Origin of the sequence: Mesorhizobium sp. PAMC28654 (genome assembly GCF_020616515.1) — a bacterium.
Lineage (GTDB): Bacteria > Pseudomonadota > Alphaproteobacteria > Rhizobiales > Rhizobiaceae > Mesorhizobium.
The window spans coordinates 6,573,805-6,599,016 of the sequence record NZ_CP085135.1; the positions used below are offsets into that span (position 1 = coordinate 6,573,805).

Below are 25,212 nucleotides of genomic sequence, written 5' to 3' on the forward strand. Positions count from 1 at the left end.
CGAGGGAGGGCTCGGAGAAGATCATGTCCAACAATAGGATGAGTGTCGGAAGGGAACAGTCCGCGCGTGAGAAGCCGCGTTTACCGGTCTCAGCGCTTGAGGTGGATCGTCACCCAGCCCTCGCGGTGCAGGGTGCGCACGTGCCGAAACTGCTGGCCGACATAGGCGGCGACAACGGCGTCGCGCTGGCGGTCGAGAATGCCTGACAGGACGATCGAGCCGCCCCAGGCGATATGAGCAGCCATTCGCGGCGCCAGTCGCATCAGTGGCCGCGCCAATATGTTGGCGACGATGAGGTCGAAGGGCGCGCGCTTGCCAAAGATCGGGTGGTGAAAGCCCGGCGCTGTCACCGTTTCCACCAGCGCCTTGACGTGGTTGAGCCGCGCATTGTCTGCGGCGACCTTGACGGCGATGGGATCGATGTCGGTCGCCAGCACCCGAATATGGGCAAGCTTGGCCACCGCGATGGCCAGCACCGCGCTGCCGGTGCCCAAGTCTAGCGCATTGCGCGGGTGCTCGCGGCGCACGACCTGCTCCAGCATTTCCAGGCAGCCCGCGGTGGTGCCGTGATGGCCGGTGCCGAAGGCAAGGCCTGCCTCGATCTCGATGGCGAGTTCGCCGCTGTGACGCTTTCGGCGGTCATGCGCGCCGTGGACGAAGAAACGGCCGGCGCGCACCGGCTTCAATCCCTCCAGCGAGATCGCCACCCAATCGACGTCGGGCAGGGTTTCGCGCTCGATCTGCTTTGACAGGGCAAGGCTGGCGAGGACATCTTTCATCCGCGCCTCGACGGCGTCTTCGTCGCCATCGGTATAGACAGACACTTCGTGGATGTCCTTGTCCTCATCGACCTCACGCACCGCGATCGGCAGGCCCTCATCCTCGAACGCGGCCTCGAGGGCGGCAAACATGCTGATGGACTCGATCTTGCCGGTAATGAAATGAAGGCGCGTCTGGGTCATGGATCATGTTTCTTGTTTGGGCGTGATCTCGGCCGAAAACCGCTTGGCAACTCTCTTGCCTCACGGATATTCAGTTCGGGATCATGTCTTGCCGTTCGCCGCCAGGCGCTTCAACTTGGCAATGGCGGTGTCGGCGCTCTCGCCATAGGCGATGGTGCCGGCAAAGTCACCCTTGGCGTTGAGCAGCAGCACCGATGCGGTATGATCCATCGTATAATCGCCGTCGCCGGTATCGACCTTCTTCCAGTAGATGCCGAAGGACTTGGCCATGGCGTGGACCTTGTCGGGATCGCCGGTGATGCCGACGATGCGATCGGAGAAATTGCCGACATAGGCCTTCATGATGTCGGGCGTGTCGCGCTCCGGATCGACCGAGACGAAATAGGCATGCAGGTTCTTGCCGTCGTCACCCAGCGTCTTCAGCCAACCGGAGAGTTCGAAGAGCGTGGTCGGGCAGACCTCGGGGCAGTGGGTGAAGCCGAAGAAGACCACGCTGGGCTGGCCTTTGAACGCGGCTTCGGTGATCGGCGCGCCCTTCTGGTCGGTCAGGGTGAACGGCGCTCCGAACGCCTCGCCGCCATACTGCCCGCGATACCAGTCGAAGGTGAGCCAGCCTATGCCCGCCGCCATCAGGACGAGAATACCGACCAGGATTGAACGCATCATCAGTGCAGGTCCGTTTCGTGAATTTCATTGCGCGCCGTATCTGCGCCGCGTGCCTGTAGTCTTAGCGGTTTGACAGGGGGCACGCAAAGATGCCTCGTTGCCGCAACCGTCGATGGTGGGCGCGATCCGCTTGCAAATTCTGGCCGACCGTCCCACCTGACATCAGCAACTCGAACCGCAGGAGGCTCCCTTGCACGGACTGATTGGGCGAAAACTGATGGGTGGCGCGCTGGCCGCATGTTTTGTCTTCGGCAGCGGCGCTGCCTTGGCCCAGGAAGTGGGCAAGGTCGGCGTCGACTGGCTCGGCAACGACATCATTGTCGAGGCGATCAAGGATCCGAAGGTGGATGGCGTGACCTGCCACGTCTCCTATTTCGATCGCGGCATCATCGATCGCCTGCACAAGGGCAACTGGTTCGAGGATCCCAGCGATTCCTCGATCTCCTGCCGCCAGACCGGGCCGATCACCATCGGCGCCATCGACATGAGCGAGGGCGGCGAAGAGGTGTTCAAGCAAGGCATCAGCCTGATCTGGAAGAAGCAGGTGGTGAACCGCATCTACGACAAGAAGAACGAGACGCTGATCTATCTGTCGCACTCGCGCCAGGTGCAGAACGGCTCGGCGAAAATGTCCGTCACCACCGTGCCGCTCTATGGCCAGAACGTGGTGTGGACGGGCGGGAAGCCGAAGTAGGCGCAATTGGTCGAAGCGATTGGTCTCGGCTTGCGAGACCAATCGTGCGGAGGTAAAGCGCCCGCATGGACCGTTCCGAAAATCTCCTCCTGAAGGATTCCGAGCCGCGCATCCATCCGACCGCGGAGTTGAAGGCGTGCAAGCTCGGACGCTATGCCTCGATCGGCGAGCGCGTCGTGCTGCGCGAGGTGACGGTCGGCGACTTCACCTATTTCGAGCGGCATTCCGAGGCGATCTATACGACCATCGGCAAATTCTGTTCGATCGCGTCCAACAGCCGCATCAATGCGCTGGAGCACCCGATCGAGCGGATCACCCAGCACAAGGTCAGCTACCGGCCGAACGAGTATTTTCGCTGGCTGGGCGTCGATGCCGCGTTCCGGGAACGGCGGCAGTCGAGGGCGGTCAGCATCGGCCATGATGTCTGGATCGGCCACGGCGCGGTGATCATGCCGGGCGTGGCCATCGGCAATGGCGCGGTGGTGGGCGCCAATGCGGTGGTGACGCAGGACGTGCCGCCCTATGCCATCGTCGCCGGCGTGCCGGCCAGGCCGCTGCGGCAACGTTTTGCCGATGATATCGCCGAGCGGATTGAACGCCTCGCCTGGTGGGAATGGGCGGCCGAAAAGCTCGCCAGGGCAGTCCCGGACATGCAGTCCATGCCGATCGAGACCTTCCTCGATCGCTGGGAAAATAGCGCCTCCTGAAGTCCAGCAGGATGACCTTGAGCAGGTCGGCTTCGCGTGGGCAGGCCCCGCGAAAGCACGCCGCTGGTAACCAATTTTCTTAACGTAAAAGATTAGGGTTAAAAATTGGAAAACGGTGTGTATATCGCCAACTGACTACTCTATAGTTGCAAGACTTTTTCCGAAATGCACTAATGAGGTTGGAGGTACATCGCAGAAAGCCGAAGGAAACATCATCAGCAACAAAGGAGAGTAGTCATGAAGAAGCTCGCATTTGTAATTACCGCTGCAGTTGTTTCTTTCTCGACCGTGGGCGCCTATGCCGGCGGCTGGGGCGGCAGTTCGGGCAGCCTGATCAACGTGTCGCCGTCTATCGACCTCGGCAAGATCACCGCGCTGAACGGCGTCCTAAGTGGCAACAACATCCTGAACGGCAATGTCGTTTCAGGCATCCTGGACGGCAACAAGACCAACGTGCTCAGCGGCATCCTCGGCGGTGTCGGCGCCAATGTCCTTGGCGGCAATACCTACAAGCTGGGCAAGCACTGAGCAGAAACTCACGGGTGATCGCCACCCGCGTGTCAGGGCAGGAGGGTGTGCAAGCCCCTCCTGCCTCGACCCTGACAGTCCATACTGATGGAGCGGGGTGCTCTATCCCGACTGAGCAGGATTTCAGAAGTCAGATCTTGGCGCGCACGGCGACGAAGGCGTCAACGGTGTGGTCGTTTTCGTCGATCACGGTCTTGATTGTCCGGGAAACATCGACCCGGAAGACGATGGCCATCGACTTGGTGGCATCATAGGTCGCCTCGGCGTAGACGCCGTCCCTGCGCTCCTGGTTCTCGTAGAGCAGATTGTCCTTGACCTCGTAGAAGATGCCCGAACCCACGCCAAGTTTCTCGCGCAGCTTGACGGCGACTTCCAGTTCCGCGCGCTGCAGCCACGAGGCCAGAGGATCGTCGCTGTTCGACGTCTCGTAGCGGCCGAAATAGGTGCCCCGCAGCTCAAATCCGCGCGGCAGCGGCTTGGCAAGGGTCACCTGCCATGTCGGGCGCAGGCGCTCGTAGATGTCATCGGCGCCACGCAGGAACTGCGCCCCGAAAGCAAGACCCAGCGTCGATCCGTCGGCGGCCTTGTAGGCTGCTTCAGCGCGCAGCGTGTAGACGTTGAAGGGCAGGAACAGTGGCGGTGTTCCGATCTGCTCGACCGCGACCAGCAGGGCCGAGGCCGAGCCGCCGAAGGCGAGGCTGCCCAGGGTGCGGGTGATCCTGGCGGCGACCTGAAAATTGTTGCGGTCGGCATGAAGCTTTGTCGGCGCAATGAGATCATCCTGGAACTGCGTGTTGCCGAATTTTTCCAGACTGTCGGCGGCTTCGAGGATGAGCGAGGTGGCATGGCCGAGGTCAATGCCGAGTTGCGTCTGGGCGCCGAAAACCTGCTTGAACTCGCGTGTTCCCAGCACCAGCGATCCGATATCGAGATGATCCCCCGTATCCGAGACACGATAACTTAGCGACCCCCGCAACTCGATGCCCGGGGCAAGCTTGCGGAAAGCTTCGGCCGAGAGCCCAAGCTCCCGGTCGTCCTCGATCGAAGTATTGTCGTATCGCGATACCTGGAAGTCGGCGTGGACCTTTTCGTTTGAATCGTTGCCGCCCCATTGCTTGTCCAGGGACCCGCGCAGCAGCGTGTACCAGTCGGGGACGGGACGGTCGCTGTCCAGCGCGTTGCTGGTCCAGTGCCGCTCCAGACTCCCGGCGATTTCGGGATCCGTATTTGGGTCGGCGGCCGGATCAGCCCTAACCGTGGTGGCGGCGCAGGAGATCAGAAAGCCAAGGGCGGTGGCGTGAAGCAGTCGGCGGGAAAGCGGAGCGATCGTCTGTAGCGCAGCCGACCGGCGCTTTCGGGAAACCATGCTCCGCGCTCTCCGGACTTAAACCCCTCCCGCCATGCGGGGGTGGCGCGGCGGGAGGGGCGGAGGTAAACCGCTGTGAAGCGGAAGGAACAGGCTTTTCTGCCTGCATCATCAATATGGCAGTAAACCGATAAGGTGAGTTTTCCGCTCAATGCACCTGCCGCGTGTATTCAATTGCAGCTACTCGCGCGGACCGTCATGATCCACGCCCCATGAACGCCGCGAAAGCCTCCTTGTGGTCGGGATGCCAACGCGACAGAGCAGGGCGGTTTTCGATGACGTCGCCGATAGCCCAGGCCATACGTTTCTCGTCCATGGGCCGGGCCGCTTCATTGTCCGGGCACAGGATGTAGAAGTCGCCGCGAGCCAGCGCGCCCAGCATGAAATCCACGACCGGCTCGCCCGTCCAGGCGCCCGCCGGCTTTTCCGTCGCGCCTTCGGTAAGACCCGTATAGGTGAAGCCGGGAATGAGCAGATGCGCGGCCAGTTTCGCACCGGGTTCGTTGCGCAGCGCATGCGCCAGGCCTTCGGTGAAGGTTTTCACGCCGGCCTTCGATACATTATAGGCGAGGTTGCCGGGCGGCGTGGTGATGCCTTGCTTGGAGCCGGTGTTGATGATCAGCCCTGGGCCACCGGCAGCCAGCATGCGCGACGTGAAGGCCTCGACACCATGGATGACACCCCAGAAGTTGATGTCCAGCAGATGCTTCCAGGCATCGCGGTTTTCCCATGGCTTGCCGGGATTGTTGCCGACGCCGGCATTGTTCATCAGCAACGACACGCCGCCGAAGGCGCCGAATGCACGGTCCGCCAGGCGGTCGACCTCGTCGGCCCTGGAGACGTCGGTTGCGACGGCAAGCATGGCATCGTCGCCGGCGATCGCTGCGATGGCGCGGGAGGCCTCGTCGAGGCGGTCGCCACCAATGTCGGCGAGCACGATCTTCATGCCCATGAATGCCAGCCGCTTGGCGGCGGCAAGGCCAATGCCGCTGGCGCCGCCGGTGATGACGGCTGTATTGCCGCGGGCAAGTGCTGGCAGGGCGGTCTGAATGTCGGCGTCATCGGTCATGAGGGGATATTCCTGCTGGAGGTTGCGAACTTAGCGCGCCAAGAGCGCCGTGCAAGGCCGCATTGGTCGGTTCGGGTTGACCGCGCCAGCCGGCACTGTACATGCTGCGCTTCCAAGAGGAGTACCGCGGATTGACGGACTGGGTCGAAATCCTGAAAGAGCAGACGGCCACCGGCGACCAGATGGGCCGCGAAGTGCCGCAGATGCTTGCCAATCCCGATATCAGTGAGGCGCAGGTGAGAACGCTGTTTTCGGCGCTCGAAAAACAGGCGGAGTTCGTCGAGAAATTGCGCATGGCGCTGGAGAAATTCGGCCATGATTTCTCGATCATCAAGGCGGCCGAGCGGCTGGAGGAGCGCTATGCGGACCTTGCCGCCGCGGTGGCGGAAAAGCTGAAGGCGATGCGAAAACCAAAGTAGGACAAACCTACTTTTCGATCACCCGCGCGAAACGCCTGTCCGGCACAAGCCAGACCAGGGCGACCAGAACAAAGATCGCGACGCCGATCCACTGGCTGACAAAAGCCAGCGGGATGGCGGCGATATAGGCGGCCAAAGAAGCCCTGCCCTTGAAGTCGTGCCCCACCGCCCTGGCGAAAGCACTGTCGGCGCTATGCAGCCGGTGCAGCGCGGTGACGAGAATGGCATAGGCGGCGGCGCACAGGGCGAGGTCGAGACCGTAGACCGCGACCGGAACCCTGGCGAAATGGTTCTCGCCCATGAAGGCGGTGGTCACCGGCATCAGCGACAGCCAGAACAGAAGATGCAGGTTCGCCCACAGCACGCTGCCGTCGACGCGCTGCACGGTGTGGAACATGTTGTGCAGATTGTTCCAGTAGATGCCGACATTGATGAAGGAGAGCACGTAGCACAGGAAGATCGGCCACTGTGGAATTAGAGCCGAGAAGTCCTCGCCCTCGGGCACTTTCAGGTCCAGCACCATGATGGTGATGATGATGGCGACGACGCCGTCGGTGAAAGCCTCGACCCGTCCCTTACCCATGGATTCTCCCCTTGCCAATGGGGTTGAAGTTAAAAGAGGATTTCACGCAGCGCCATGGGCGAACGCAAACTTGTCAGGAGTGATCTCCGGCAGGGGAACGTGTCCTTCAACAAGGCGTTGAAGCTGCGATCCCCCGACAATCAAGAGATCAAGATGACCGCGCACAGCATGGTCCGGACACACGACAGCGAGCTTGGCGGCGCGGCGGCAAGGGCGGTCGTCGCCGCAATGATCGCCGTGCTGTTCGCCGGCAGCACAGCGCTGACGCCGCTCTATATCATGTACAAGCAAGCGTTCGGCTTCTCGCAGATCACGCTGACCCTGATCTACGCAGTCTACGTAATCGGCAACCTGGCGGCGCTTTTGATGTTCGGTGGCGTGTCGGACGTAGTCGGCCGCCGGCCCGCCGCGCTGGCGGCAATGGCTGTGGCAGTCGTCAGCGCGCTGCTTTTCCTGGTCGCCGAAAATGTCGCAACTCTCGACATGGCCCGGATTCTCAGTGGACTGGCGATCGGCGTCGGCGCGGGAACCGGCACGGCATGGCTGACCGAACTCATCGAGACGCGAGACAAGTCGCGCGCCGCCACGATTGCCACCAGCACCAATTTCCTGGGTCTCGGACTTGGCGCGTTGGGCGCGGGTTTGCTGGCCGAATACGCGCCATGGCCGCTCAGGCTCACTTTCGTCGTCAATCTGGCTGTGCTTGCCCTTGTCACGATATTGATCTGGCGCACGCGCGAGACTGTTTCTCGGCCTGGGAAACTAGCCGACATTTCGGTGCAGCCCAAGCTTTCCGTGCCCGGCAACGTTCGCGCCCGCTTCGTGGCGCCGGCGGTGACCGGCTTCGGCGCCATGGCACTGGTCGGATTCTACGCGGCGATTGCGCCGAGTATCCTGGCGCAGCAGCTCCATGTGACCAACCATGCGGTCGCCGGTGCGTTGTTCTTCGAACTGGCAATCGTGGCCGCCGTGACCATTGTGGCAACGACGCGCCTTTCCAGCCGTGTCACCATGTTTACAGCGCTGTTCCTGATGGTCCCGACGGTCGCACTGGTGGTGGCGGCACAATTCTTCGGCTCGATGGTCATCATGATCGCGGCAACCGCCTGTTGCGGTATTGCCGCGGCGCTCGGCTATCGCGGCGGCCTGCAGGTGGTCAACCAGATCGCGCCTGCCGACAGGCGCGCCGAGGTGGTATCGGCCTTTTTCATCTGCTGCTTTTGCGGTAACGCGCTGCCGGTGATCGGTATCGGCATTCTGTCGAGCTGGACCACCGCGACGACGGCAAGCCTGGCCTTTGCCGGCATGATCACGATCTTTTCCCTGGTGGCTCTGGGATTCGGCGCAAAATATGCGCGGTGAGTTGCCGACGGGGTCCTATCGTCGTTCGCTGCTTGACGCATTCGCCGGCGGGGTGGAGCGCGAATGAAGCACCCGGCGGACAAACCCTGTCCCAAGAAATTCCTCAACTATAAGACGGGAAACCCAAGTGGAAAGCTTCTGCAACGGATGGTGTCCCCGTTCACTTCTTGACTTTCCTTGCGCGTACCTCATCCTCTCGCAAATGCAGCCTGAGGCGCGCCCTATCGTCCGCGGGAACCCAAGGTCTGCCGCGTCGACATCCGGTCTTTCCGCCGGAACGGAAGCGCTGAAACAGCCGGCATTTTGCCGGCTGACGGAATGGAGGGACTGATGAGATTTCGTCTGCTGCTTTGTATCGCGACCATCCTGGCCGCCATTTTCGGAACGTCTGCCGCCGCGTTCGCCTACGGCGCCCACACCACGACAAACCTCAATGTGCGCTCGGGGCCGGGAGCTGGCTACCATAAGGTCGCGACCTTGCCAGCCGGCGCCCGTGTCAATGTGCTTGGCTGCCAGCCGGGCTGGTGCAACATTCATCATGGTGGCGTGCGCGGCTGGGTCAGTGCTGGCTATCTGCAACGTGCCCATGTCGTGCATCCGCCGGTCATCATCGTGCGCCCACCGCATCATCGGCCGCCGCATTGGCAGCATCGTCCGCCGCACCATCGGCCTCCGCATCATCGCCCGCCGCACAAGCCGCGTCCCGGCAAATGCAAGATCGCGCCAGGCTTTTCGTGCAAGTAGCCTTGCGTGCGCCGGTTTCGGCGCCGTGCTGGATCGCATGAAGGAAAGGGGCCGCAATCACTTGCAGCCCCATTCCATTTCATAACCGATATAAGGCAAGTCGGGTTTCAGCCGTTCGGCGTCTCCGGCGCCATATTCGCTCGTCCGCGCGGCACGCCGAGGCCGGTGTCCGGTGGCTCGCCAGCGGCCGGCCTGTCCTCGATCATGTGCATGGTGCGCCAGCGGCCGAAGCGGTAGTAGGCGGCGGCCAGTATGAGCGAGCTGATCGAACCGGCCGGAAAGCTCCACCACAGCGCTTCCTCGCCGATATAGCCGCGCATGAAATAGGCAAAGCCGGTGCGCACGACGAGCACCGAGATCACCAGGATGATCAGCGGCGGCATGACCGCACCCGTGGCGCGCACGGTGGCGAACAGCACGATGGTGATGCCGAACAGGATGAACGACCAGGACGCGACATTGTTGATGTGGGCGGCGATGTCGATCGCGGCGCTGTCGCTTTTCAGGAACAGGCTGAGCACCGAACGGTCGAAGAACCAGAGCAGAGCCACCAGCGCGCCGGTCAGGACCAGGTTGAAGCCGACGCCGGAGGCAGCGATGCGGCCGATGCGGTCCCAGCGTCCGGCGCCGACATTCTGCGCCGCCATCGAGGAGACGGCGGCGCCGATGGCCAGCGCCGGCATCTGGATATAGGTCCAGAGCTGAGCGGCGATACCGTAGGCGGCGGCGACCTGAGAGCCGTAGGAATTGACGATGCCCATCACGGTCAGCGCGGCAGCCGAGATGACGATCATCTGCAGGCCCATCGGCACGCCCTTGAAGACGACGATGCGCAGCAAGGTCGGATCCGGCTTCAGCAGGGCCAGGTTGGCGCCGGCCAGCCGCAGCGGGTGTTTTCGCGCATAGAGCACGATCAGGATTGCGATCACGCTCACCGTCTGGCCGATCAGCGTCGAGGTCGCCGATCCGGCGATGCCGAGTTCGGGGAACGGGCCGATGCCACGGATGAGCAGGGGATTGAGCACGATGTCGAGGACGACGGCGAGCGCCATGAAGAAAAAGGGCGTTCGCGAGTCGCCGGCGCCGCGCAACACCGTCATGACGAAGGACAGGAGATTCATCATCGGCACGGCGACAAAGATGATGCGCAGATAGGAGCGGGCCAGCGGCAAGGCATCGGGCGGCGTGCCAAGCGTCTTCAGGATGGCGTCAACCCAGATCCAGCCGCAGACCGCGAACACCACCGAGACGAGGAAGAAGAAGGTGGCGCTGGTGCCGACGATGCGGCGAGCCTCGGGCAGGTCGCGGGCGCCCACCGACTGCGCGACCAGGATGGTCGCCGCCATGCCGATGCCGAACACGGTGCCAAGGATGAGGAACAGCACCAGATTGGCGTTGGAGGTGGCGGTCAGCGCCGATTCGCCAAGGAAGCGTCCGACCCAGACGGCATTGATCGAACCGTTGAGCGATTGCAGCACGTTGGAGCCGAGCACCGGCAGGGCGAACATCAGCAGCGTGCGGGGGATCGGGCCGCTGGTCAGGTCGGCGGTGCGCCGACGCGTGGGCATCTTGTCGTCCATGGCGGGCATCTCGGCAAATGTGAATCCGGCCCGCGATGATATCGCAGGCCGGATGTAGATGCACCCTTGTGGAATAGAACCGTGGCCGAAAGGCGGGCTATTCGATCGTGCCAGATCGATTACTTCTTGTTCAGGCCGGGAAGCGTGACCTGATAGACCAGGAACATGGTGTCGACATCGGCCCCGTCCTCTGCCTTGTAGGGCGCGCCGACCTGGAAGCCGTCCTGCGCCAGGAAGTCGTTGTCATTGGCGACGAACAGGAAATAGTCATCTGGCAGTTTCGGGTCGAGGACGCTGGCGAGCGACATCGCCTCCCACTTCTCCGAAAGGTTGTTGCGGTCGCTCGGCACGCCATTGTGCAGGCCGAAGCGGCCAAGCTCGGCATTGTCGTTGACGTCGATGAACGGCGTCAGCTTGGCTGATGTCACCGACGCGTCGACGACGCCCTTGGGTGCGACCGGCTTGTCCTTGTCGAAATCGGTGCCGGCAATGTCGGTGGCCCCGGATAGGTCGACAATGTTGATCTGGCGATAGAGCGAGGTGTCGCCCTTCAGGCCCTGGCCATTGCCGCTGTCGCGCGCGATCATCAGGAAGGTCTGGTCCGACAGCGCCACGATCTCGCTCTGCGCGGCGACCTTGGTCTTGCCCTTGGCGTCGGTGAATACCGGCAGCGGCACGACATATTCATGCGCCAGCTTCAGATGGGCCAGGTCGGAAGCGTCATAGACCAGCGCGCGCGTGTTCTGGCGCGTTGCCGGCGAATCGCCGCCATCCTGCCTGGTGGCCGACTGCAGCACCGCGATCAGGAACTTGCCGTCCGGCGTCATCGCCATGCCTTCGAGGCCCTGGTTGTTCTGGCGGCCGGTGTCGGGATCCTTCGGATCGGGCTCATCAGCACCCGGGCCGGGATTGTTCGAGGCAAAGTTCGGCACGCCCTTGCGCATCGGCACCAGCGCCGCCGGCGGTTGGGTCGCGGACAGAAGATGGCCGTCGGCGGAGAAGCGGTAGATGTTGGGGCCGTATTCGTCCGAGATGAACATCGAGCCGTCAGGCAGCCGCACGATCGCTTCGTTGTCGAGCGAGAGCTTGCCATTGTCGGCCTGCGGCAGCATCGGCATGTCGCCGGTAGCCGCGCGCACGCCGTTGAGCGGATCGAGACCGGTGGCGTCAGTGCCCTTGTCATCGGTAAGCAGCATGGTGTCGGTGAGCTTGGCGGCGACGCCCGACTGTTCCTTGCCGGCGGCGGGTGCTGCGCCCGGCGCTACCGGAGCGAATTCGATGGCGATCGTGTTGAGGCGCGGGCGATAGTCGGTGGTGCCGGCGACATTGTAGCCGCGATCCGGCAGCAGCCAGAGCGAGCCCTTGTAGGCGCCCGCGTCGCGCGTCCAGCCGGCGGTGTCCACTGCCATGCCGGAGCCGGAACCGAAGGTCTCGCCGAACTTGTCGCGCTGGCTGGCCGGAATGCGACCCACGCCGACCAGTCCCTTGTTGACGAAACTGCTGTTGCCGATGGTGACGGTGGTGTCGGCCGCTATGGCGGGCAGCGACATCGCTGACGTGGCCAGCGTGGCGGCGAGCAATCGCAGCGAAAATGAACGCAGGTGTTTCATGGACAATATCCCTTTGATGACAAACGTGCCGATGGCTCGGCGAGATTGAAAGTGTTGCCTCGAAGAGCGGGTGGGGGCTCCCGCCTCGGAGGGGCGCCAATGCCCTTCCGCAAAACGATCTAGGGCGCGAACATGATAGCTGCGTGACAGGCTCCGCCCCGATCGAAGGGGACCCCGAAGCCTGACGAAGGCGCTGATCGCCAGGCGCCGGAACCATAGACACTTTGGCTCGTTGGAGCGTGACCCGATGCCGTTCGGGACGGAAACGGTGGTCATCGTCGCGAGAGGGAGAGACAATATGGGTTTCGATCAGTACCACGAGCCGCCGGAGGAATTGTCGCAGAAGGTGCGGACCTTTGCCCGCATGATCACCTCGATGATCGAAGAGGCCGAGGCGATCAGCTGGTATGAGCAGCGCATGTCGGTGGAAAAGGACGCTCAGGCGCGCGCCATCATGAAGAACGCGCAGGCCGAGGAGTTCAAGCACTTCGGCATGGACCTCGAATTCCTGCTGCGTCAGAAGAAGGACTGGCGGGCGGAATTGAAGGAAATCCTGTTCACCACCGGCGACATCGTCAAGCGCGGCGAGGCGGGCGAGAAGAAGGTGGACTGAGCGGCTTCGAAAGCCTCGGGCGCACCGGGATCCGGATCATTGGGCGGCCGCGTGAGCCTCGGCGCCGACAATCGCTTCGTAGGAGGCAGGGTCGGTCGCGGTCTCTGTGTTGACGAGGAGCACGCGGCTTTGCGGCCCAAGGCCAAGCGCCTCGCGTTGGGCCGCATCGCGGGTAGCCGCGAGCAGGCCGGCGAGGCCGGCCGCGCCGCTTTCTCCAGCAATCACAACCGGGTCATGCCCACGCGGCCGTGCCAGGATGCGCATCGCCTCCATCGCGGCTTCATCGGGAACGCTTTGGAATTGGTCCGCACAGTTCTGCAGGATGCGCCAGGCGACCAGTGAAGGCTGATAGCATTCAAGCCCAGCCATGATTGTCGGTTCGCTCTGGGCAAGCCGCAGGATCTCGCCGCGCCGGAAGCTTTCAAGCAGGCAGGCCGCCCTGTCTGGTTCGACGATGACGAATTTCGGCCGCGCCGGGCCCAGCCTCTCGGCCATGAAACAAGCAATGGCACCCGCGAAGCCGCCGACGCCGGCCTGCAGGAAAACATGCGTAGGGCTGTCCTCGCCATAGCCGGCGATCTGCTGCAACGCTTCCTCGGCGAGGATCGTATAGCCCTGGGCGACAAGGCCCGGCGTTTCCTCATAACCCGGCCAGGAAGTGTCGGAAACGACCAGCCATCCGCGCTCGTTGCAGACCCGCAGCGCCTCGTCGACGGAATCGTCATAGGTGCCGGCGACGCGCACGACCTCGTCGGCGTAGGAGCTGATGGCGTCGGTGCGCGCGGCGCTGACGCCGGCGTGGACGAAGATGATGGAACGGCAGCCCATCAACTGGGCACCGGCGGCGACGGATCGCCCATGATTGCCGTCGGTGGCGCAACCGACCGTCAGTTCGGCGGCAATCGCCCGGGCACGCGGCGTCAGCAATTCCGCCACCGCGACGCTCCGGCCAAGGTGCTGCTCGATGTGCCTGTGGACCAGCCGCATCACGGCATAGGCGCCACCCAGGGCTTTGAAGCTGCCGAGGCCGAGCCGCGTTCCTTCATCCTTGATGAACAGCGAGCCGATGCCGAGCTTGCCCGCAAGGTTCGGCATGCGAAAGGTTGGCGTGACCTGGAACTCCGGCCAGAGGGACAAATAAGGTCGCACCTGCCGCGGAGCGGTCTTGCCCAGCACGGCGCGGTCTCCGTCGGCGAGGGGCGGCCGCTGCCCGATTGGCTGGTTGTTCAAGAATGTCATGGTCTTTGTCCCGATTTCGCGAGAAAACTAGTCTAGTTGCACCGGGAAAGGCTCTCTGATTGCGAGGCTTTCTCGCAAATATTTCTCGAAAGACAGGCTCAATGCGCAAAACCGTCTCTGTTTCGCTCGATGACTTCGACCGCAAGATTCTCGACGCTGTCCAGGATGACAACCTCAGTCCGCTACGGCTGATCGCCAACAAGGTCGGGTTGTCGGTGCCGGCGGTCGCCAGGCGACTGCAGCGCCTGCGCGAGACGGGCGTGATCGAGAAGGACGTCAGTGTCGTCGATCAGGATCTCGTCGGGCGGCCGTTGACGCTGATCGTGGAAGTGACCTCGGAGAGCGAACGGCTGGAGCTTCTCGATGCCATGCGCGAGCGCTTCCGGGCCTGCCCGCAGGTCCAGCAGTGCTACTACGTGACCGGGCAGGTGGACTTCATGCTGGTCTTCAATGTCCGCGACATGGAGGAATACACCGCGCTGACCCGGGAGATTTTCTTCGAAGGCGGCAATGTCGAGAGTTTTCGCACCTTCGTCGTCATGGACCGGGTCAAGACCGGCATGCGAACGGTGGTCGGGTAGGGGGCTGATCCGCCGCCGCGGTAACGCGTCGGCGGATCAGATTCGGCGTCGCGCTGTGGCCTTATGTCGGGTTCTCGAGCGTGAAGAGGTCGCTCTCCTCGTCATAGGCGAAGTATTCGGCGTAGCGGGCCCAGCTGATCACCGCGCGCACCGTCTGGTCTGCGTATCCCTCGGACATGTGGTCCTCCAGCTCGTCGCGGAAGCGGCGTGCGGGAGCCTTGTGGCCGGCGCGCTCGTCAAGCACGCGGCGGATATGGCCGGCGAGCGGCACGTAGGTCGCCAGCTGCTGCGCGAACAGCTGTTTGCGCGCGTCGACCTCGCTTTCGGCGAAGCGCTTGCCCGCCGCGGTCAACTGGATGTCGCCTTCCGCCAGTTCCGCGAAGCGCAGCAGCTGCAGCGTTTCGGCGATCGGGAACAGATCGTCGATCTCCAGCTGCAGGCTGGCGGCAAGCGGCGGCAGGTCGGCGTGCCCGTTATAGGGCGGCGCGGCGATAGCCTCCATCAGACCGGCGAGCAGGTTGGTCGAGACGCGCGGCAGGATCATGGCGATGCCGGTACCGGGGAATACACCGTCGCGGACAGGGCCGCCCGGCCCCTTCCGAGCCGTCATGCGCGAATAGATGTCCTCGACCAGCGCCCGGAAGGCGGGGTCCAGCCGGTTGCGCGGCTGCGGCAGCTCGATGCGCAGCTCAGCGACGACGCGGCCGGGATTGGACGAGAAGATCAGCACGCGATCGCACATCAGCACCGCTTCCTCGATGTTGTGCGTCACCATCAGGATCGCCTCGATCGGCATGCGGCCTTCCGACCAGAGGTCGAGCAGATCGGTGCGCAGCGTTTCGGCGGTCAGCACGTCGAGCGCCGAGAAGGGCTCGTCCATCAGCAGCACTTTTGGATGCACCACCAGGGCGCGGGCGAGCCCGACACGCTGGCGCATGCCGCCCGAAAGTTCCTTCGGATAGGCGCTTTCGAAGCCGTCGAGGCCGATAAGATCGATGGCCGAAAGGGCGCGCTTGCGGCGCTCGGCAGGGGAGACACCCTGCGCCTCGAGCCCCAGCTCGACATTCTCCAGCACCGTCAGCCAGGGAAACAGCGCAAAGCTCTGGAACACCATGGCAATACCGTCCGGCGTGCCGGTGACGGCCTTGCCCTCGAAGGTGACCGAGCCCTGGCTCGGGCGGATGAGGCCGGCAATGGAGCGCAGCAGAGTGGACTTGCCCGACCCCGAGCGGCCGAGCAGGCCGACGATCTCGCCGCATTCCAGCGAAAGCCCGACATTGTCGAGGACGATCAGTTTGCCCGCGCTTCCCTTGTCGTAGGTCTGGCAGACGCCGCGCACTTCGACGAGCGAAGGCTTCTTGGTGATGATGGCTTCGTTCATGATCAGTCTCCTGAAATATCGGGTCAGTCGAGCCGCATGCGGCGTTCGGCGAAGACATAGAGGGGGCGCCAGAGGACGCGGTTGAAGAGCGTCACCATCAGTGACATGACGGCGATGCCGAGGACGACGCGTGGGAAATCCCCGGCATCCGTCGCCTTGGCGATGTATGAGCCGAGGCCAAAGGCCTCCAGCTTGGTGTTGCCCCAGCTTGCCACCTCGGCAACGATCGAGGCATTCCACGAGCCGCCCGAGGCGGTCAGCGCGCCGGTGATGTAGTAGGGAAAAATCCCCGGCAGCATGACGTTCTTCCACCACGACCAGGACCGTATCTTGAAGACGGCGGCGGCCTCCTTGAGGTCCGATGGAAAGGCGCTGGCCCCTGCGATCACGTTGAACAGGATGTACCACTGCGTGCCCAGCACCATCAGTGGCGACAGCCAGATGGTGGGATTGGCGCCGGTGGCGACGATCGCGATGACGGCGAAAGGAAACAGCACGTTGGCCGGGAACGCGGCGAGGAACTGCGCCAGCGGCTGGACGCGCTCGGCGACCGCCGGCCGCAAGCCGATCCACACGCCGATAGGCACCCAGATCACGCTGGCGACCGCGATCAGGATGATGACCCGCAGCAGAGTGACGAGACCGCCGCTGAAGGCCTCGACGACATCGTTCCAGCCAAGCGTTTCGCTGATGTAGAAGACAACCTCGACGGCGCCCCAGATCGCGACGACGATCACCAGGGCGAGCCATACATAGTCTATTATGCGTGAAATCCGCTCGTTGGTGACCGTAAGCCGGGGCGTTTGACGCTTGCCAAGACGAAGCAGCATGGCGCGCCGCCAAACCCAGGAAAACGGAAGGGTGACGGTCCTGACCAGATGGGCGCGGCGCAGGATGTCGTAGACCCAGGAGCGGGGCTTTTCCTGGCTGGCGGTCTGTTCGAAACGGAACTTGTCGGCCCAGGCAACGACCGGGCGGAACAGCAGCTGGTCATAGAGCAGGATGAGGATGGCCATGGCCAGCACGGCCCAGGCCACGGCCTTGAAATCCTGCTTGTCGATGGCCAGCGCCAGCCACGAGCCGATGCCGGGCAGTTGCACCGTGGTGTTGCCGACGGTGATGGCTTCGGAGGCGACGACGAAGAACCAGCCGCCGGACATCGACATCATCGTGTTCCAGATCAGGCCGGGGGCCGCGAACGGCGCCTCGAGTCGCCAGAACCGCTGCCAGGCCGACAGGCCGAAGCCGCGGCTGACTTCATCGAGGTCGTGCGGCACGGTGCGCAGCGACTGGTAGAACGAGAACGCCATGTTCCAGGCCTGGGCGGTGAAGATCGCGAAGATCGACGCGCATTCGGCGCCGAGCTGGCTACCGGGAAACAGGCCCAGGAAGAACGTCACCGTGAACGTCAGAAAGCCCAGAACCGGCACCGACTGGAGGATGTCGAGCGCGGGGATGATGACCATTTCGGCGCGACGGCTCTTGGCCGCCAGCGTCGCCACCGTGAAGGTGAAGATGAGCGAGACGATGATGGCGGCGAACATGCGCAGCGTGGTGCGCAGCGCGTATTCCGGCAGGTTGGCGATCTCGAGCGTCACCGGCGAGGTCGAGAGCAGCTCGCTGGGAGCGCGCATGTCGGCCGCGCCACGCGCCAGCAGCACGATCAATGCGGCCAGGATCGCGAATGCGATGAGGTCATAGACATTCGGCGCGATGCGCCGGCGGGCGAGTGCCGCGGCGTCGCTGCGCGAGGAGCTGTTGTGTGGCTGGAAGATCATGATGAGCCCCAAAATCCGGACAATGGATTATCTGTATGTTGGTGTGATGTCGGAAGCCGCTGCTGGCGCGAGGCCAGCAGACGAGTTCCGCAATGATGCCGGGTGTGCGGGCGACCGTGACCTGGGGGTGGTCGCGGCCGGCGCAGGGCTTCAATGGTCAGCGCGGGGCTAAGTTCCGCGCCACCGAAACCGTCAGGCCGTGAGCCTATGGAATGCAATTCCACGACTGACGCCCTCTTCGGAAAGAGGCCTCTGGTCCTGCGTCCAGCGGCATTCCAGCCGGCCGCTCACCGACCCGCGACGCCAGACGCAGACGAGCCGGGTCGGCGGCATGGTGAAGCCGGCTTTGCCAGCCAGGCCACGCGTTGTTCCAACGGACGGCCGTGCAGTCGAAGCGGAGCGCGTGACTGGGCGCGCGCGGAAGGGAATGACGTTGGTGTTCATAGCTCACCTCTTGCGGTCCTGCACGGACGGCGAGGCGAGCCGGCAGATCGGTTATGCCCTGCCCAGGCTCGACCGGCGCCACGTGCCGGAGACGATAATTGTTGACGGGGCCAATGTCCGGACCGTGCCTGGGGCCGTATCCGGACAGCGACTAGAGTAGCTGTCCATAACCTGTTCGATCTGTGTTGACGCTTCGATCAGCCGAAGCCTCGCCGCCTTACGCCTGTCATTCCGCCGGTGTCAATACGGGTGCCGGAATCTTAAGTATATGCCCGCTGAGCCTAAGCATACGCCGGATTCGCCGGATGTTACGCCGGCAAATCTTACTGTCGCATCGGCCTGAAAACTGGAATCGGCGAGGCGTCCTAAAGTCCCAGTTGGGCCGCCACCCTGATCAGTTCGGCGAGTGAACTTGCCTGCATCTTGCGCATCGCCTGGGCACGCCGGACCTTGACCGTTATTTCGCTCACGCCGAGCTCGCCGGCGATCTGCTTGTTCAAGAGCCCCTTCACCACCCGGGCCACGACATTGCGTTCGCCCTCATTGAGCGTCGCCAAGCGGTCGCGCAGGATTGTCAACTCGGCCGTCTGCTTGCGCATCAGGCGGTCTTTCTCCAGCGCCGTTTCGATGGCATCCAGCAGATCCTGCTCGCGGAACGGCTTTGCCAGGAAATCGACGGCGCCGGTCTTCATAGCCTGCACCGACATCGGGATATCGCCATGGCCGGTCATCATGATCACGGGGAGGGCGGCGTCGGACTGGACGAGTTCCTTGTGGAAATCCATGCCGCTCTTGCCCGGCAAGCGGACATCCAGCACCAGGCAGGATGGGACGTCCGGTCTGGGAGCGCCGATGAATTCCTTGACGGAGCCGAAGCAGCGCACGTCCAGGCCAACCGATCGCAAAAGGCTGTCGAGCGCCTCGCGGATTGCCGGGTCATCGTCGACAACGAAAACGATCTGTCTGGGCTCGGTCATCTCATCACCGGTTTGGTTTGCGCGGGCTTGATATCATCACATTGCCCTTTTTGCCCGCGGGTAACGAGAAGGAGAATGTCGCGCCGCGCGGCACGCCAGGGCTCGCCCATATTCGTCCGCCATGGCTCTCGACGATGGAGCGGCTGATCGCCAGCCCCATGCCCAGGCCATCCGGTTTGGTTGTGTGGAAGGCATCGAAGATCTGATCCAACTGGACACCGTTCAATCCCCTGCCTGAGTCGCTGACGGTGACGATGACTTCATTGGATTTGCCGAGGCCGGTGACGATAACCACTTCCCGGGCCCGCGCATCGGAACCGCTCACAGCCTCCAGCGCGTTGACGATCAGGTTGAGGATGACCTGCTGAATCTGGATGGGATCGACCTCGACTTGCGGCAGATCACTCGCAAGCTCCGTGCGCAGCGAAACATGGTTCCTGATGGTTTCGCTTTGCACGAGGGTCAGTGTGTCATTGACCGTCTGGTTGACATCCAGCCAGATGGATTTCGCGGCCGCGCGTTTGGTCAACGCCCTGAGCCGCGCGATCAGAGCACTGGCGCGGTTGGCGTCCCTGACGATGCGTTCGGCGGCTTTCCCGGCCTCGTCGAGATTGGCGGGCTGGCCTGCCAGCCAGCGCAGTGCGGCATTGCCGTTGATGACGATCGCGGCCAGCGGCTGGTTGAGTTCGTGGGCGATGGACGCCGTCAATTCGCCCAGCACCGTCACGCGGGTGATATGGGCGAGCTGTGTTTGCGCTTCGCGCGCCGTTGCCTCGGCCGCTGCGGTCCGCAGCGCGAGATAGGCGGTGACACCGATCGCCGCCAGGCTGATGGCGCAGTTGACCACGCCCGCCGACAGGGACCCGGACCGCGTCAGGAAGAAGCTCAGCACGGTCAGCGCCATGCAACCCGACGCCACCATCACCACCCGGCTTCGGTCGAGGTAGCGGACCGAGATCAGCACGATGGCGACATAGAAGACCGCGACGGCGATCTCCAGATTGGTGACGGTGTCGGCAAGAAAGATCACCGCCGCCAGCAGCACAAGCGAGACAGTCAGCAGGGTGGAGTTGCCAATGCTGGGCAAGCGTAACCTTCGGGACATGGATCGCCGACCCTCTCTGCTGATCACGCCGCCATACGTGAAGGAGCCGGACATTACCGCGCGGCGTTTTGGCGGGGCAAGGCGTGAGCTGCTTGCGAGAATTGGTTTCGAGGTCGGACCGTACCGTCACCGCTCGGATCACGCCGCCGCGACAAACCCGTCCAGCACACGTTTCTGGCCAGCCTTGTCGAAGTCGATGGTCAGCTTGTTGCCGTCGATGGCTGATATGTTGCCGTTGCCGAATTTCTGGTGGAACACGCGGTCACCGACGCTGAAGGCGGACGGCTTGTCGGCGACGGATTTGGCGACCAGCTCGCCGTCGATGGTGCGGCCTTTGACCGATGTTCGCCCGGCGCCATAGCCTGAATCGGTCTCGCCATAGCCGATACGCTCGACCTGGTGCCCGGAGCGCGAGCCCCAGTTGCGGTCGGTCGCTTCGGTGCGGTTCGCTTGAGCGCGCTGCCAGCCCGGCGTCGCGTAGGTGTTGGAGAAGGAGCCGGATTTCTCCGTGCCGACATTGTCGAAGCGCGAGGCGCCGTAGGGGTTCTGCCGTCCTGCCCCTTGGCCGGCACCCTGGCCGCCGCGTCCCGGCGCGAAGGAGCCACCGCCATGGGAGTTGCCGTAGCCGCCATATGAATTGCCGCTTTCGGCCACCTCGACATGGGCTTCCGGCAGTTCGTCGAGGAAACGCGACGGGATGGTCGACTGCCACAGGCCGTGGATGCGGCGGTTGGAGACGAACCACAAATGCAGGTTCTTCTTGGCGCGGGTCAGGCCGACATAGGCCAGCCGCCGCTCTTCCTCCAGCCCGGAGCGGCCGCCCTCATCCAGCGCACGCTGATGCGGGAACAGGCCTTCCTCCCAGCCGGGGAGAAAAACGGTCTCGAATTCGAGGCCCTTGGCCGAATGCAGCGTCATGATGTTGACGGCGTCGAGCTCGGCATTCTGCTCGGAGTCCATGACCAGTGCGACATGCTCGAGGAAGGAGCGCAGCGACTCGTACTCCTCCATGGAGCGGATCAGCTCCTTCAGGTTTTCCAGCCGTCCCGGCGCTTCGACCGAACGGTCGTTCTTCCACATGTCGGTGTAGCCGCTCTCTTCTAGAATGGTCTCGGCGAGTTCGGTGTGCGGCGTGTTTTCCAGCGCCTTCTGCCAGCGCTCGAAATTGGCGGAGACTTCGCGCAGTGCAGCGCGCGGTTTCGGCTTCAACTCGTCGCTCTCGGCGAGTTTTGCCGCTGCCTCCAGCATGGGAATGCGGAGCGCCCGCGCCGTATCGTGGATCTGGCGGATCGTGGCCTCGCCCAACCCGCGCTTGGGCACATTGACGATACGCTCGAAGGCGAGATCATCGGCGCCTTGGGCGACGACACGGAAAAAGGCCATGGCGTCGCGGATTTCCAGGCGCTCGTAGAAGCGTGGGCCGCCGATGACGCGGTAGTTGAGGCCGAGCGTGACGAAACGGTCTTCGAATTCGCGCATCTGGAAGGAGGCGCGGACCAGGATCGCCATGTCGTTGAGATTGTGCTTCTGCCGCTGGTAATTCTCGATTGTCTCGCCGACAGCGCGGGCTTCCTCCTCGGAATCCCAGCCGGCATGGACATGCACCTTGCCGTCTTCCGGCTCGTCGCGGTCGGTGAACAGCGTCTTGCCGAAGCGGCCTTCATTGTGGGCGATCAGATGTGAGGCCGCGCCCAGTATGTGCGCGGTCGAGCGGTAGTTGCGCTCCAGCCGGATGATGGTGGCGCCCGGGAAATCCTTGTCGAAGCGCAGGATGTTGTCGACCTCGGCGCCGCGCCAGCCATAGATCGACTGGTCGTCGTCACCGACGCAGCAGATGTTGACTTTGTTATCGCTCGCGGCCGCGCGCTCGCTTTGCTCGCTGGCCTCCGCGTGGGCGGCTTGGCCGGCCGACGCCCGGTCGGGCTTGCGGCCTTCGGCCGTTCGCAGATTTGTCGAGGTTGATGTGCGGCTTGCTTCTGGCCGTTGCGCCAGGAGGCGCAGCCACATGTACTGGGCGGTGTTGGTGTCCTGATACTCGTCGACGAGTATGTATTTGAAGCGCTTGTGATATTCCTTCAGCACATCCGGATTGGCGCGGAAGATGCGGATCGGATGGCACAAAAGATCGCCGAAGTCGCAGGCGTTCAGCGTCTTCAGCCGGTCCTGGTAGGCCTTGTAGAGTTCGCGGCCCTTGCCGTTGGCAAAGGCGCGCGCGTCGCCCTCGGCGATTTCGGCGGGGCCGAGGCCCTTGTTCTTCCAGCCGTCGATCATCTGGGCGAACTGCTTGGCCGGCCAGCGCTTGTCGTCGAGACCTTCGGCCTGGATGAGCTGCTTGATCAGACGCACGACGTCATCGGTGTCGAGAATGGTGAAATCCGACCGTAGGCCGGCAAGCTCTGCGTGCCTGCGAAGCAGTTTCACACCGATCGAGTGGAAAGTGCCGAGCCACGGCATGCCTTCCACTGCTTCGCCAACCAGCAGGCCGACGCGGTTTTTCATCTCGCGCGCGGCCTTGTTGGTGAAGGTGACGGCGAGAATCTGCGAAGGGAAGGCCTTGCCTGTGGCGAGGATGTGGGCAATGCGGGTGGTCAGCACGCGGGTCTTGCCGGTGCCGGCTCCGGCCAGCACCAGAACCGGGCCTTCGGTGGTTTCCACCGCCAGCCGCTGCTCGGGGTTCAGGCCCTTGAGATAGTCGGGCGTATTGTTGTGGCCGCCGCGGGCCGCCATGGCGCGCGCGGCTATGCCCGAAGGGGCCGAGGGGCGCGCATTCGGTTCGTCAAAAAAGGGCATGTCTTCCGAAAAGCCGGACATCGCCCCCGAATGTAGTGATTCGGCGGCGAAAGGCCAGAAGTGTCTACGTTTTGTTCTGGTAAAGTGCTGGATATGGCCGTTAAGGCCTTGCGGCAGCCGGGTGCGACAAGGCCTGGGACCCAAACCCGGACTGCCATCTTGGCGTGGGTCCGCGCTTGGCGGGCGCGACCGGCGGTGTCGGCGCATTCGGTCAAATGCTGGCGCCGCAGCGCAAACCCTTAGCCGGCTAGGACTGTGTCGACCTAGCCGAGACCGAGCTGGCTCTTGAGGCTCGGCACCGAGCCAAGCACCTGGTTGGTCAGGCCCGGGCCGGCGGCAGCCTCGGCTTGCTGGATCAGCACTGTGCCCGCCTGCTGGATCTGCGCCATGTCGATGCCTGCCCCCTTGAGCGCGGCGAGGCCATTGACCAATGCGCCGGCCTTTTCACCGAGAACACCACCGAGCGCGCCCTGCAGCGACGACAGGAACCCGCCACCGCTGGCAGGCGCCGCGGCCATGACGTCATATTGGTGAGCGAGGTCATCGGCGCCCGGAATCTTGGCGAAGAAGCTGGAAATGGTCGTGCCATCCGCCTCATGCTCCATCACCGAGAAAATGGTGCCGACCACCTTTTCGGTGGTTGCCTGGTCGAGGCCGGCTTTTTGCGAGACGGTGTTCACAATGTCCTGGACGTTCATGACTTCACCTCAACCTTGGGTTTTCGTGTTTACGGGGCGCTGATTGGCGCGAACCTTGACCATGGATTGCCGGCCCGCGTTGGCAATCGCCGAGCGCAATGCCAGAAGGGCGGCGGCGGCGAGCACGAATGCGCTGGCGAAGATCGGGAAAGTCATCTGTATTGCTCCTTCTGGTCAGGTGGTGATTGCGCCAGAAGTGGGCACAGCCAACCGAGGTAGTCTCCCTATATATTGGGGCAGTACCATCGAGATTTTTCACCGATGACCAAAATGTGATGACGGCGCGGGCGCAATCACCTCACGGCGAGGGCCCGGCGACTGTCCACGGCGCAACCCGGTCGTCGCTGGACTATGTCAACCTCGCTCCTATCTTGCTGACATCGACGGCATTTTCAGAACCGAGGAGTGCGCCATGACACAATCCGACGCCACCACGCCCGCAAGGCCCGCCATCACCCAAGCGATGATCGACGCCTATGACGAGTACACGCATCTGACGCTCGACCGTCGCCGCTTCATGGACCATCTGACCAGGCTTGCGGGATCTGGCGTGGCGGCCGCCGCGATCGCACCGCTGCTGGCGGCGAATTCGGCACAGGCGGCAATCGTCGCCGATGGCGATCCGCGCCTGAAAGGCGAGGACATCACCTATCCAGGCAGCGGCGGCGACATGAAGGGCTATCTGGTCAGGCCGGCGGATCAGACCGGCACGCTCGGCACGGTCATCGTGGTGCATGAGAACAGGGGGCTCAACCCGCATATACGCGACGTGGCGCGGCGCGTGGCGCTTGAAGGTTTCGTGGCGCTGGCGCCCGACTTCATGTCGCCGCTTGGCGGCACTCCAGATGACGAGGACAAGGTGCGCGACCTGTTTTCGACGCTTGACCCGGCACAGGTGGCCGCCAATGCCGTGGCAACGGTCGCCTACCTGAAAGGCGACAAGGATGGCAATGGCAAGGTTGGGGCCGTCGGCTTCTGCTGGGGCGGCGGCACGGTCAACATGCTCGCCGTCAACGCGCCCGATCTTGCTGCCGCCGTCGCCTATTACGGCATGCAGCCGAAGGCCGAGGATGTGCCGAAGATCAAGGCGGCGTTGCTGTTGCATTACGCCGGTCTGGACACGCGCACCAATGCCGGCATCGATGCCTTCAAGAAGGAACTCGACGCGGCACATGTCGAATATGCTGTCTATGTTTACGAAGGCGCCAATCATGCCTTCAACAACGACACATCGGCGGCGCGCTTCGACAAGGCGGCGGCGGACCTTGCCTGGGGCCGGACCGTCGCCTTCCTCAAGCAGAAGCTGGCGTGACGGT

Annotated in this window: 24 protein-coding genes; 9 read left to right on the top strand and 15 right to left on the bottom strand. The window is 63.4% G+C overall.

Annotated features, from left to right (window positions below):
- Positions 1 to 89: 89 nt before the first annotated feature.
- A complete protein-coding gene (locus LGH82_RS32525; protein WP_227346616.1) occupies positions 90 to 962 on the bottom strand; it encodes a 50S ribosomal protein L11 methyltransferase in 873 nt (290 codons plus the stop codon).
- 81 nt (positions 963 to 1,043) lie between these two features.
- On the bottom strand, positions 1,044 to 1,628 hold the full coding sequence (locus tag LGH82_RS32530; protein ID WP_227346617.1) for an SCO family protein: 585 nt from the start codon (positions 1,626 to 1,628) through the stop codon (positions 1,044 to 1,046).
- Between the two features lie 217 nt (positions 1,629 to 1,845).
- Here LGH82_RS32530 and LGH82_RS32535 point away from each other — a divergent pair, with 217 nt between their 5' ends.
- The 3 genes from LGH82_RS32535 (at position 1,846) to LGH82_RS32545 (ending at position 3,557) form a co-directional block, all read left to right on the top strand.
- Positions 1,846 to 2,322 (top strand): CreA family protein, encoded by a 477-nt coding sequence (locus tag LGH82_RS32535; protein ID WP_227349743.1) that lies wholly within the window; start codon positions 1,846 to 1,848, stop codon positions 2,320 to 2,322.
- Between the two features lie 65 nt (positions 2,323 to 2,387).
- Positions 2,388 to 3,029 (top strand): DapH/DapD/GlmU-related protein, encoded by a 642-nt coding sequence (locus tag LGH82_RS32540; protein WP_227346618.1) that lies wholly within the window; start codon positions 2,388 to 2,390, stop codon positions 3,027 to 3,029.
- Positions 3,030 to 3,266: 237 nt separating this feature from the next.
- Entirely contained in the window at positions 3,267 to 3,557 is a 291-nt protein-coding gene (locus LGH82_RS32545) for a hypothetical protein (protein ID WP_227346619.1), read from the top strand.
- 130 nt (positions 3,558 to 3,687) lie between these two features.
- Here the strand turns inward: LGH82_RS32545 and LGH82_RS32550 are convergent, their stop codons facing one another.
- Both LGH82_RS32550 and LGH82_RS32555 read right to left on the bottom strand, forming a co-directional pair.
- Positions 3,688 to 4,923, bottom strand: a complete 1,236-nt coding sequence (locus LGH82_RS32550) for a hypothetical protein (RefSeq protein ID WP_227346620.1) — start codon at positions 4,921 to 4,923, stop codon at positions 3,688 to 3,690.
- 196 nt (positions 4,924 to 5,119) lie between these two features.
- Positions 5,120 to 5,992, bottom strand: a complete 873-nt coding sequence (locus LGH82_RS32555) for an SDR family NAD(P)-dependent oxidoreductase (RefSeq protein WP_227346621.1) — start codon at positions 5,990 to 5,992, stop codon at positions 5,120 to 5,122.
- 131 nt (positions 5,993 to 6,123) lie between these two features.
- On the opposite strand from LGH82_RS32555, the gene LGH82_RS32560 reads away from it, so the two are divergent.
- On the top strand, positions 6,124 to 6,411 hold the full coding sequence (locus LGH82_RS32560; protein ID WP_227349744.1) for a hypothetical protein: 288 nt from the start codon (positions 6,124 to 6,126) through the stop codon (positions 6,409 to 6,411).
- 7 nt (positions 6,412 to 6,418) lie between these two features.
- Here the strand turns inward: LGH82_RS32560 and LGH82_RS32565 are convergent, their stop codons facing one another.
- Positions 6,419 to 6,994, bottom strand: a complete 576-nt coding sequence (locus LGH82_RS32565; protein ID WP_227346622.1) for a TMEM175 family protein — start codon at positions 6,992 to 6,994, stop codon at positions 6,419 to 6,421.
- Between the two features lie 153 nt (positions 6,995 to 7,147).
- On the opposite strand from LGH82_RS32565, the gene LGH82_RS32570 reads away from it, so the two are divergent.
- Both LGH82_RS32570 and LGH82_RS32575 read left to right on the top strand, forming a co-directional pair.
- Complete coding sequence (locus tag LGH82_RS32570; protein WP_227346623.1) at positions 7,148 to 8,356, top strand: MFS transporter; 1,209 nt, start codon at positions 7,148 to 7,150, stop codon at positions 8,354 to 8,356.
- A 330-nt stretch (positions 8,357 to 8,686) separates the two neighbouring features.
- Complete coding sequence (locus LGH82_RS32575) at positions 8,687 to 9,100, top strand: SH3 domain-containing protein (protein WP_227346624.1); 414 nt, start codon at positions 8,687 to 8,689, stop codon at positions 9,098 to 9,100.
- A gap of 107 nt (positions 9,101 to 9,207) precedes the next feature.
- Here LGH82_RS32575 and LGH82_RS32580 read toward each other — a convergent pair whose 3' ends face one another.
- Positions 9,208 to 10,680 carry an MATE family efflux transporter gene (locus LGH82_RS32580; RefSeq protein ID WP_227346625.1) on the bottom strand — a complete coding sequence of 491 codons (1,473 nt, stop codon included), beginning with the start codon at positions 10,678 to 10,680 and terminating at the stop codon, positions 9,208 to 9,210.
- Positions 10,681 to 10,799: 119 nt separating this feature from the next.
- Positions 10,800 to 12,290, bottom strand: coding sequence for an esterase-like activity of phytase family protein (locus LGH82_RS32585; RefSeq protein WP_227346626.1), 1,491 nt, complete (start codon positions 12,288 to 12,290; stop codon positions 10,800 to 10,802).
- 298 nt (positions 12,291 to 12,588) lie between these two features.
- Between LGH82_RS32585 and LGH82_RS32590 the strand changes: the two genes are divergently transcribed.
- Positions 12,589 to 12,903 (top strand): hypothetical protein, encoded by a 315-nt coding sequence (locus tag LGH82_RS32590; protein WP_227346627.1) that lies wholly within the window; start codon positions 12,589 to 12,591, stop codon positions 12,901 to 12,903.
- Positions 12,904 to 12,939: 36 nt separating this feature from the next.
- Here LGH82_RS32590 and LGH82_RS32595 read toward each other — a convergent pair whose 3' ends face one another.
- Positions 12,940 to 14,142: a diaminopropionate ammonia-lyase gene (locus tag LGH82_RS32595; RefSeq protein WP_227346628.1), complete on the bottom strand. Its 1,203-nt coding sequence runs from the start codon at positions 14,140 to 14,142 to the stop codon at positions 12,940 to 12,942.
- A gap of 101 nt (positions 14,143 to 14,243) precedes the next feature.
- Here LGH82_RS32595 and LGH82_RS32600 point away from each other — a divergent pair, with 101 nt between their 5' ends.
- Positions 14,244 to 14,723: an Lrp/AsnC family transcriptional regulator gene (locus LGH82_RS32600; protein ID WP_227346629.1), complete on the top strand. Its 480-nt coding sequence runs from the start codon at positions 14,244 to 14,246 to the stop codon at positions 14,721 to 14,723.
- Positions 14,724 to 14,784: 61 nt separating this feature from the next.
- Here LGH82_RS32600 and LGH82_RS32605 read toward each other — a convergent pair whose 3' ends face one another.
- The 7 genes from LGH82_RS32605 to LGH82_RS32635 all read right to left on the bottom strand — a co-directional run bounded on the left by LGH82_RS32605 (position 14,785) and on the right by LGH82_RS32635 (position 24,052).
- Complete coding sequence (locus tag LGH82_RS32605; protein WP_227346630.1) at positions 14,785 to 16,104, bottom strand: AAA-associated domain-containing protein; 1,320 nt, start codon at positions 16,102 to 16,104, stop codon at positions 14,785 to 14,787.
- Positions 16,105 to 16,127: 23 nt separating this feature from the next.
- Positions 16,128 to 17,882: an ABC transporter permease gene (locus LGH82_RS32610; RefSeq protein WP_227346631.1), complete on the bottom strand. Its 1,755-nt coding sequence runs from the start codon at positions 17,880 to 17,882 to the stop codon at positions 16,128 to 16,130.
- An 809-nt stretch (positions 17,883 to 18,691) separates the two neighbouring features.
- Positions 18,692 to 19,303 (bottom strand): response regulator transcription factor, encoded by a 612-nt coding sequence (locus LGH82_RS32615; protein ID WP_227346632.1) that lies wholly within the window; start codon positions 19,301 to 19,303, stop codon positions 18,692 to 18,694.
- Between the two features lie 4 nt (positions 19,304 to 19,307).
- Positions 19,308 to 20,408, bottom strand: coding sequence for a sensor histidine kinase (locus tag LGH82_RS32620; RefSeq protein WP_227346633.1), 1,101 nt, complete (start codon positions 20,406 to 20,408; stop codon positions 19,308 to 19,310).
- A 138-nt stretch (positions 20,409 to 20,546) separates the two neighbouring features.
- On the bottom strand, positions 20,547 to 23,219 hold the full coding sequence (locus LGH82_RS32625) for an ATP-dependent helicase (RefSeq protein WP_227346634.1): 2,673 nt from the start codon (positions 23,217 to 23,219) through the stop codon (positions 20,547 to 20,549).
- Between the two features lie 242 nt (positions 23,220 to 23,461).
- The gene (locus LGH82_RS32630; protein WP_227346635.1) at positions 23,462 to 23,896 is read right to left on the bottom strand and encodes a hypothetical protein; all 435 of its coding nucleotides are present in this window, start codon (positions 23,894 to 23,896) and stop codon (positions 23,462 to 23,464) included.
- Positions 23,897 to 23,905: 9 nt separating this feature from the next.
- Positions 23,906 to 24,052 carry a hypothetical protein gene (locus LGH82_RS32635; protein ID WP_227346636.1) on the bottom strand — a complete coding sequence of 49 codons (147 nt, stop codon included), beginning with the start codon at positions 24,050 to 24,052 and terminating at the stop codon, positions 23,906 to 23,908.
- A 256-nt stretch (positions 24,053 to 24,308) separates the two neighbouring features.
- Between LGH82_RS32635 and LGH82_RS32640 the strand changes: the two genes are divergently transcribed.
- Complete coding sequence (locus LGH82_RS32640) at positions 24,309 to 25,208, top strand: dienelactone hydrolase family protein (RefSeq protein ID WP_227346637.1); 900 nt, start codon at positions 24,309 to 24,311, stop codon at positions 25,206 to 25,208.
- Positions 25,209 to 25,212 lie beyond the last annotated feature (4 nt).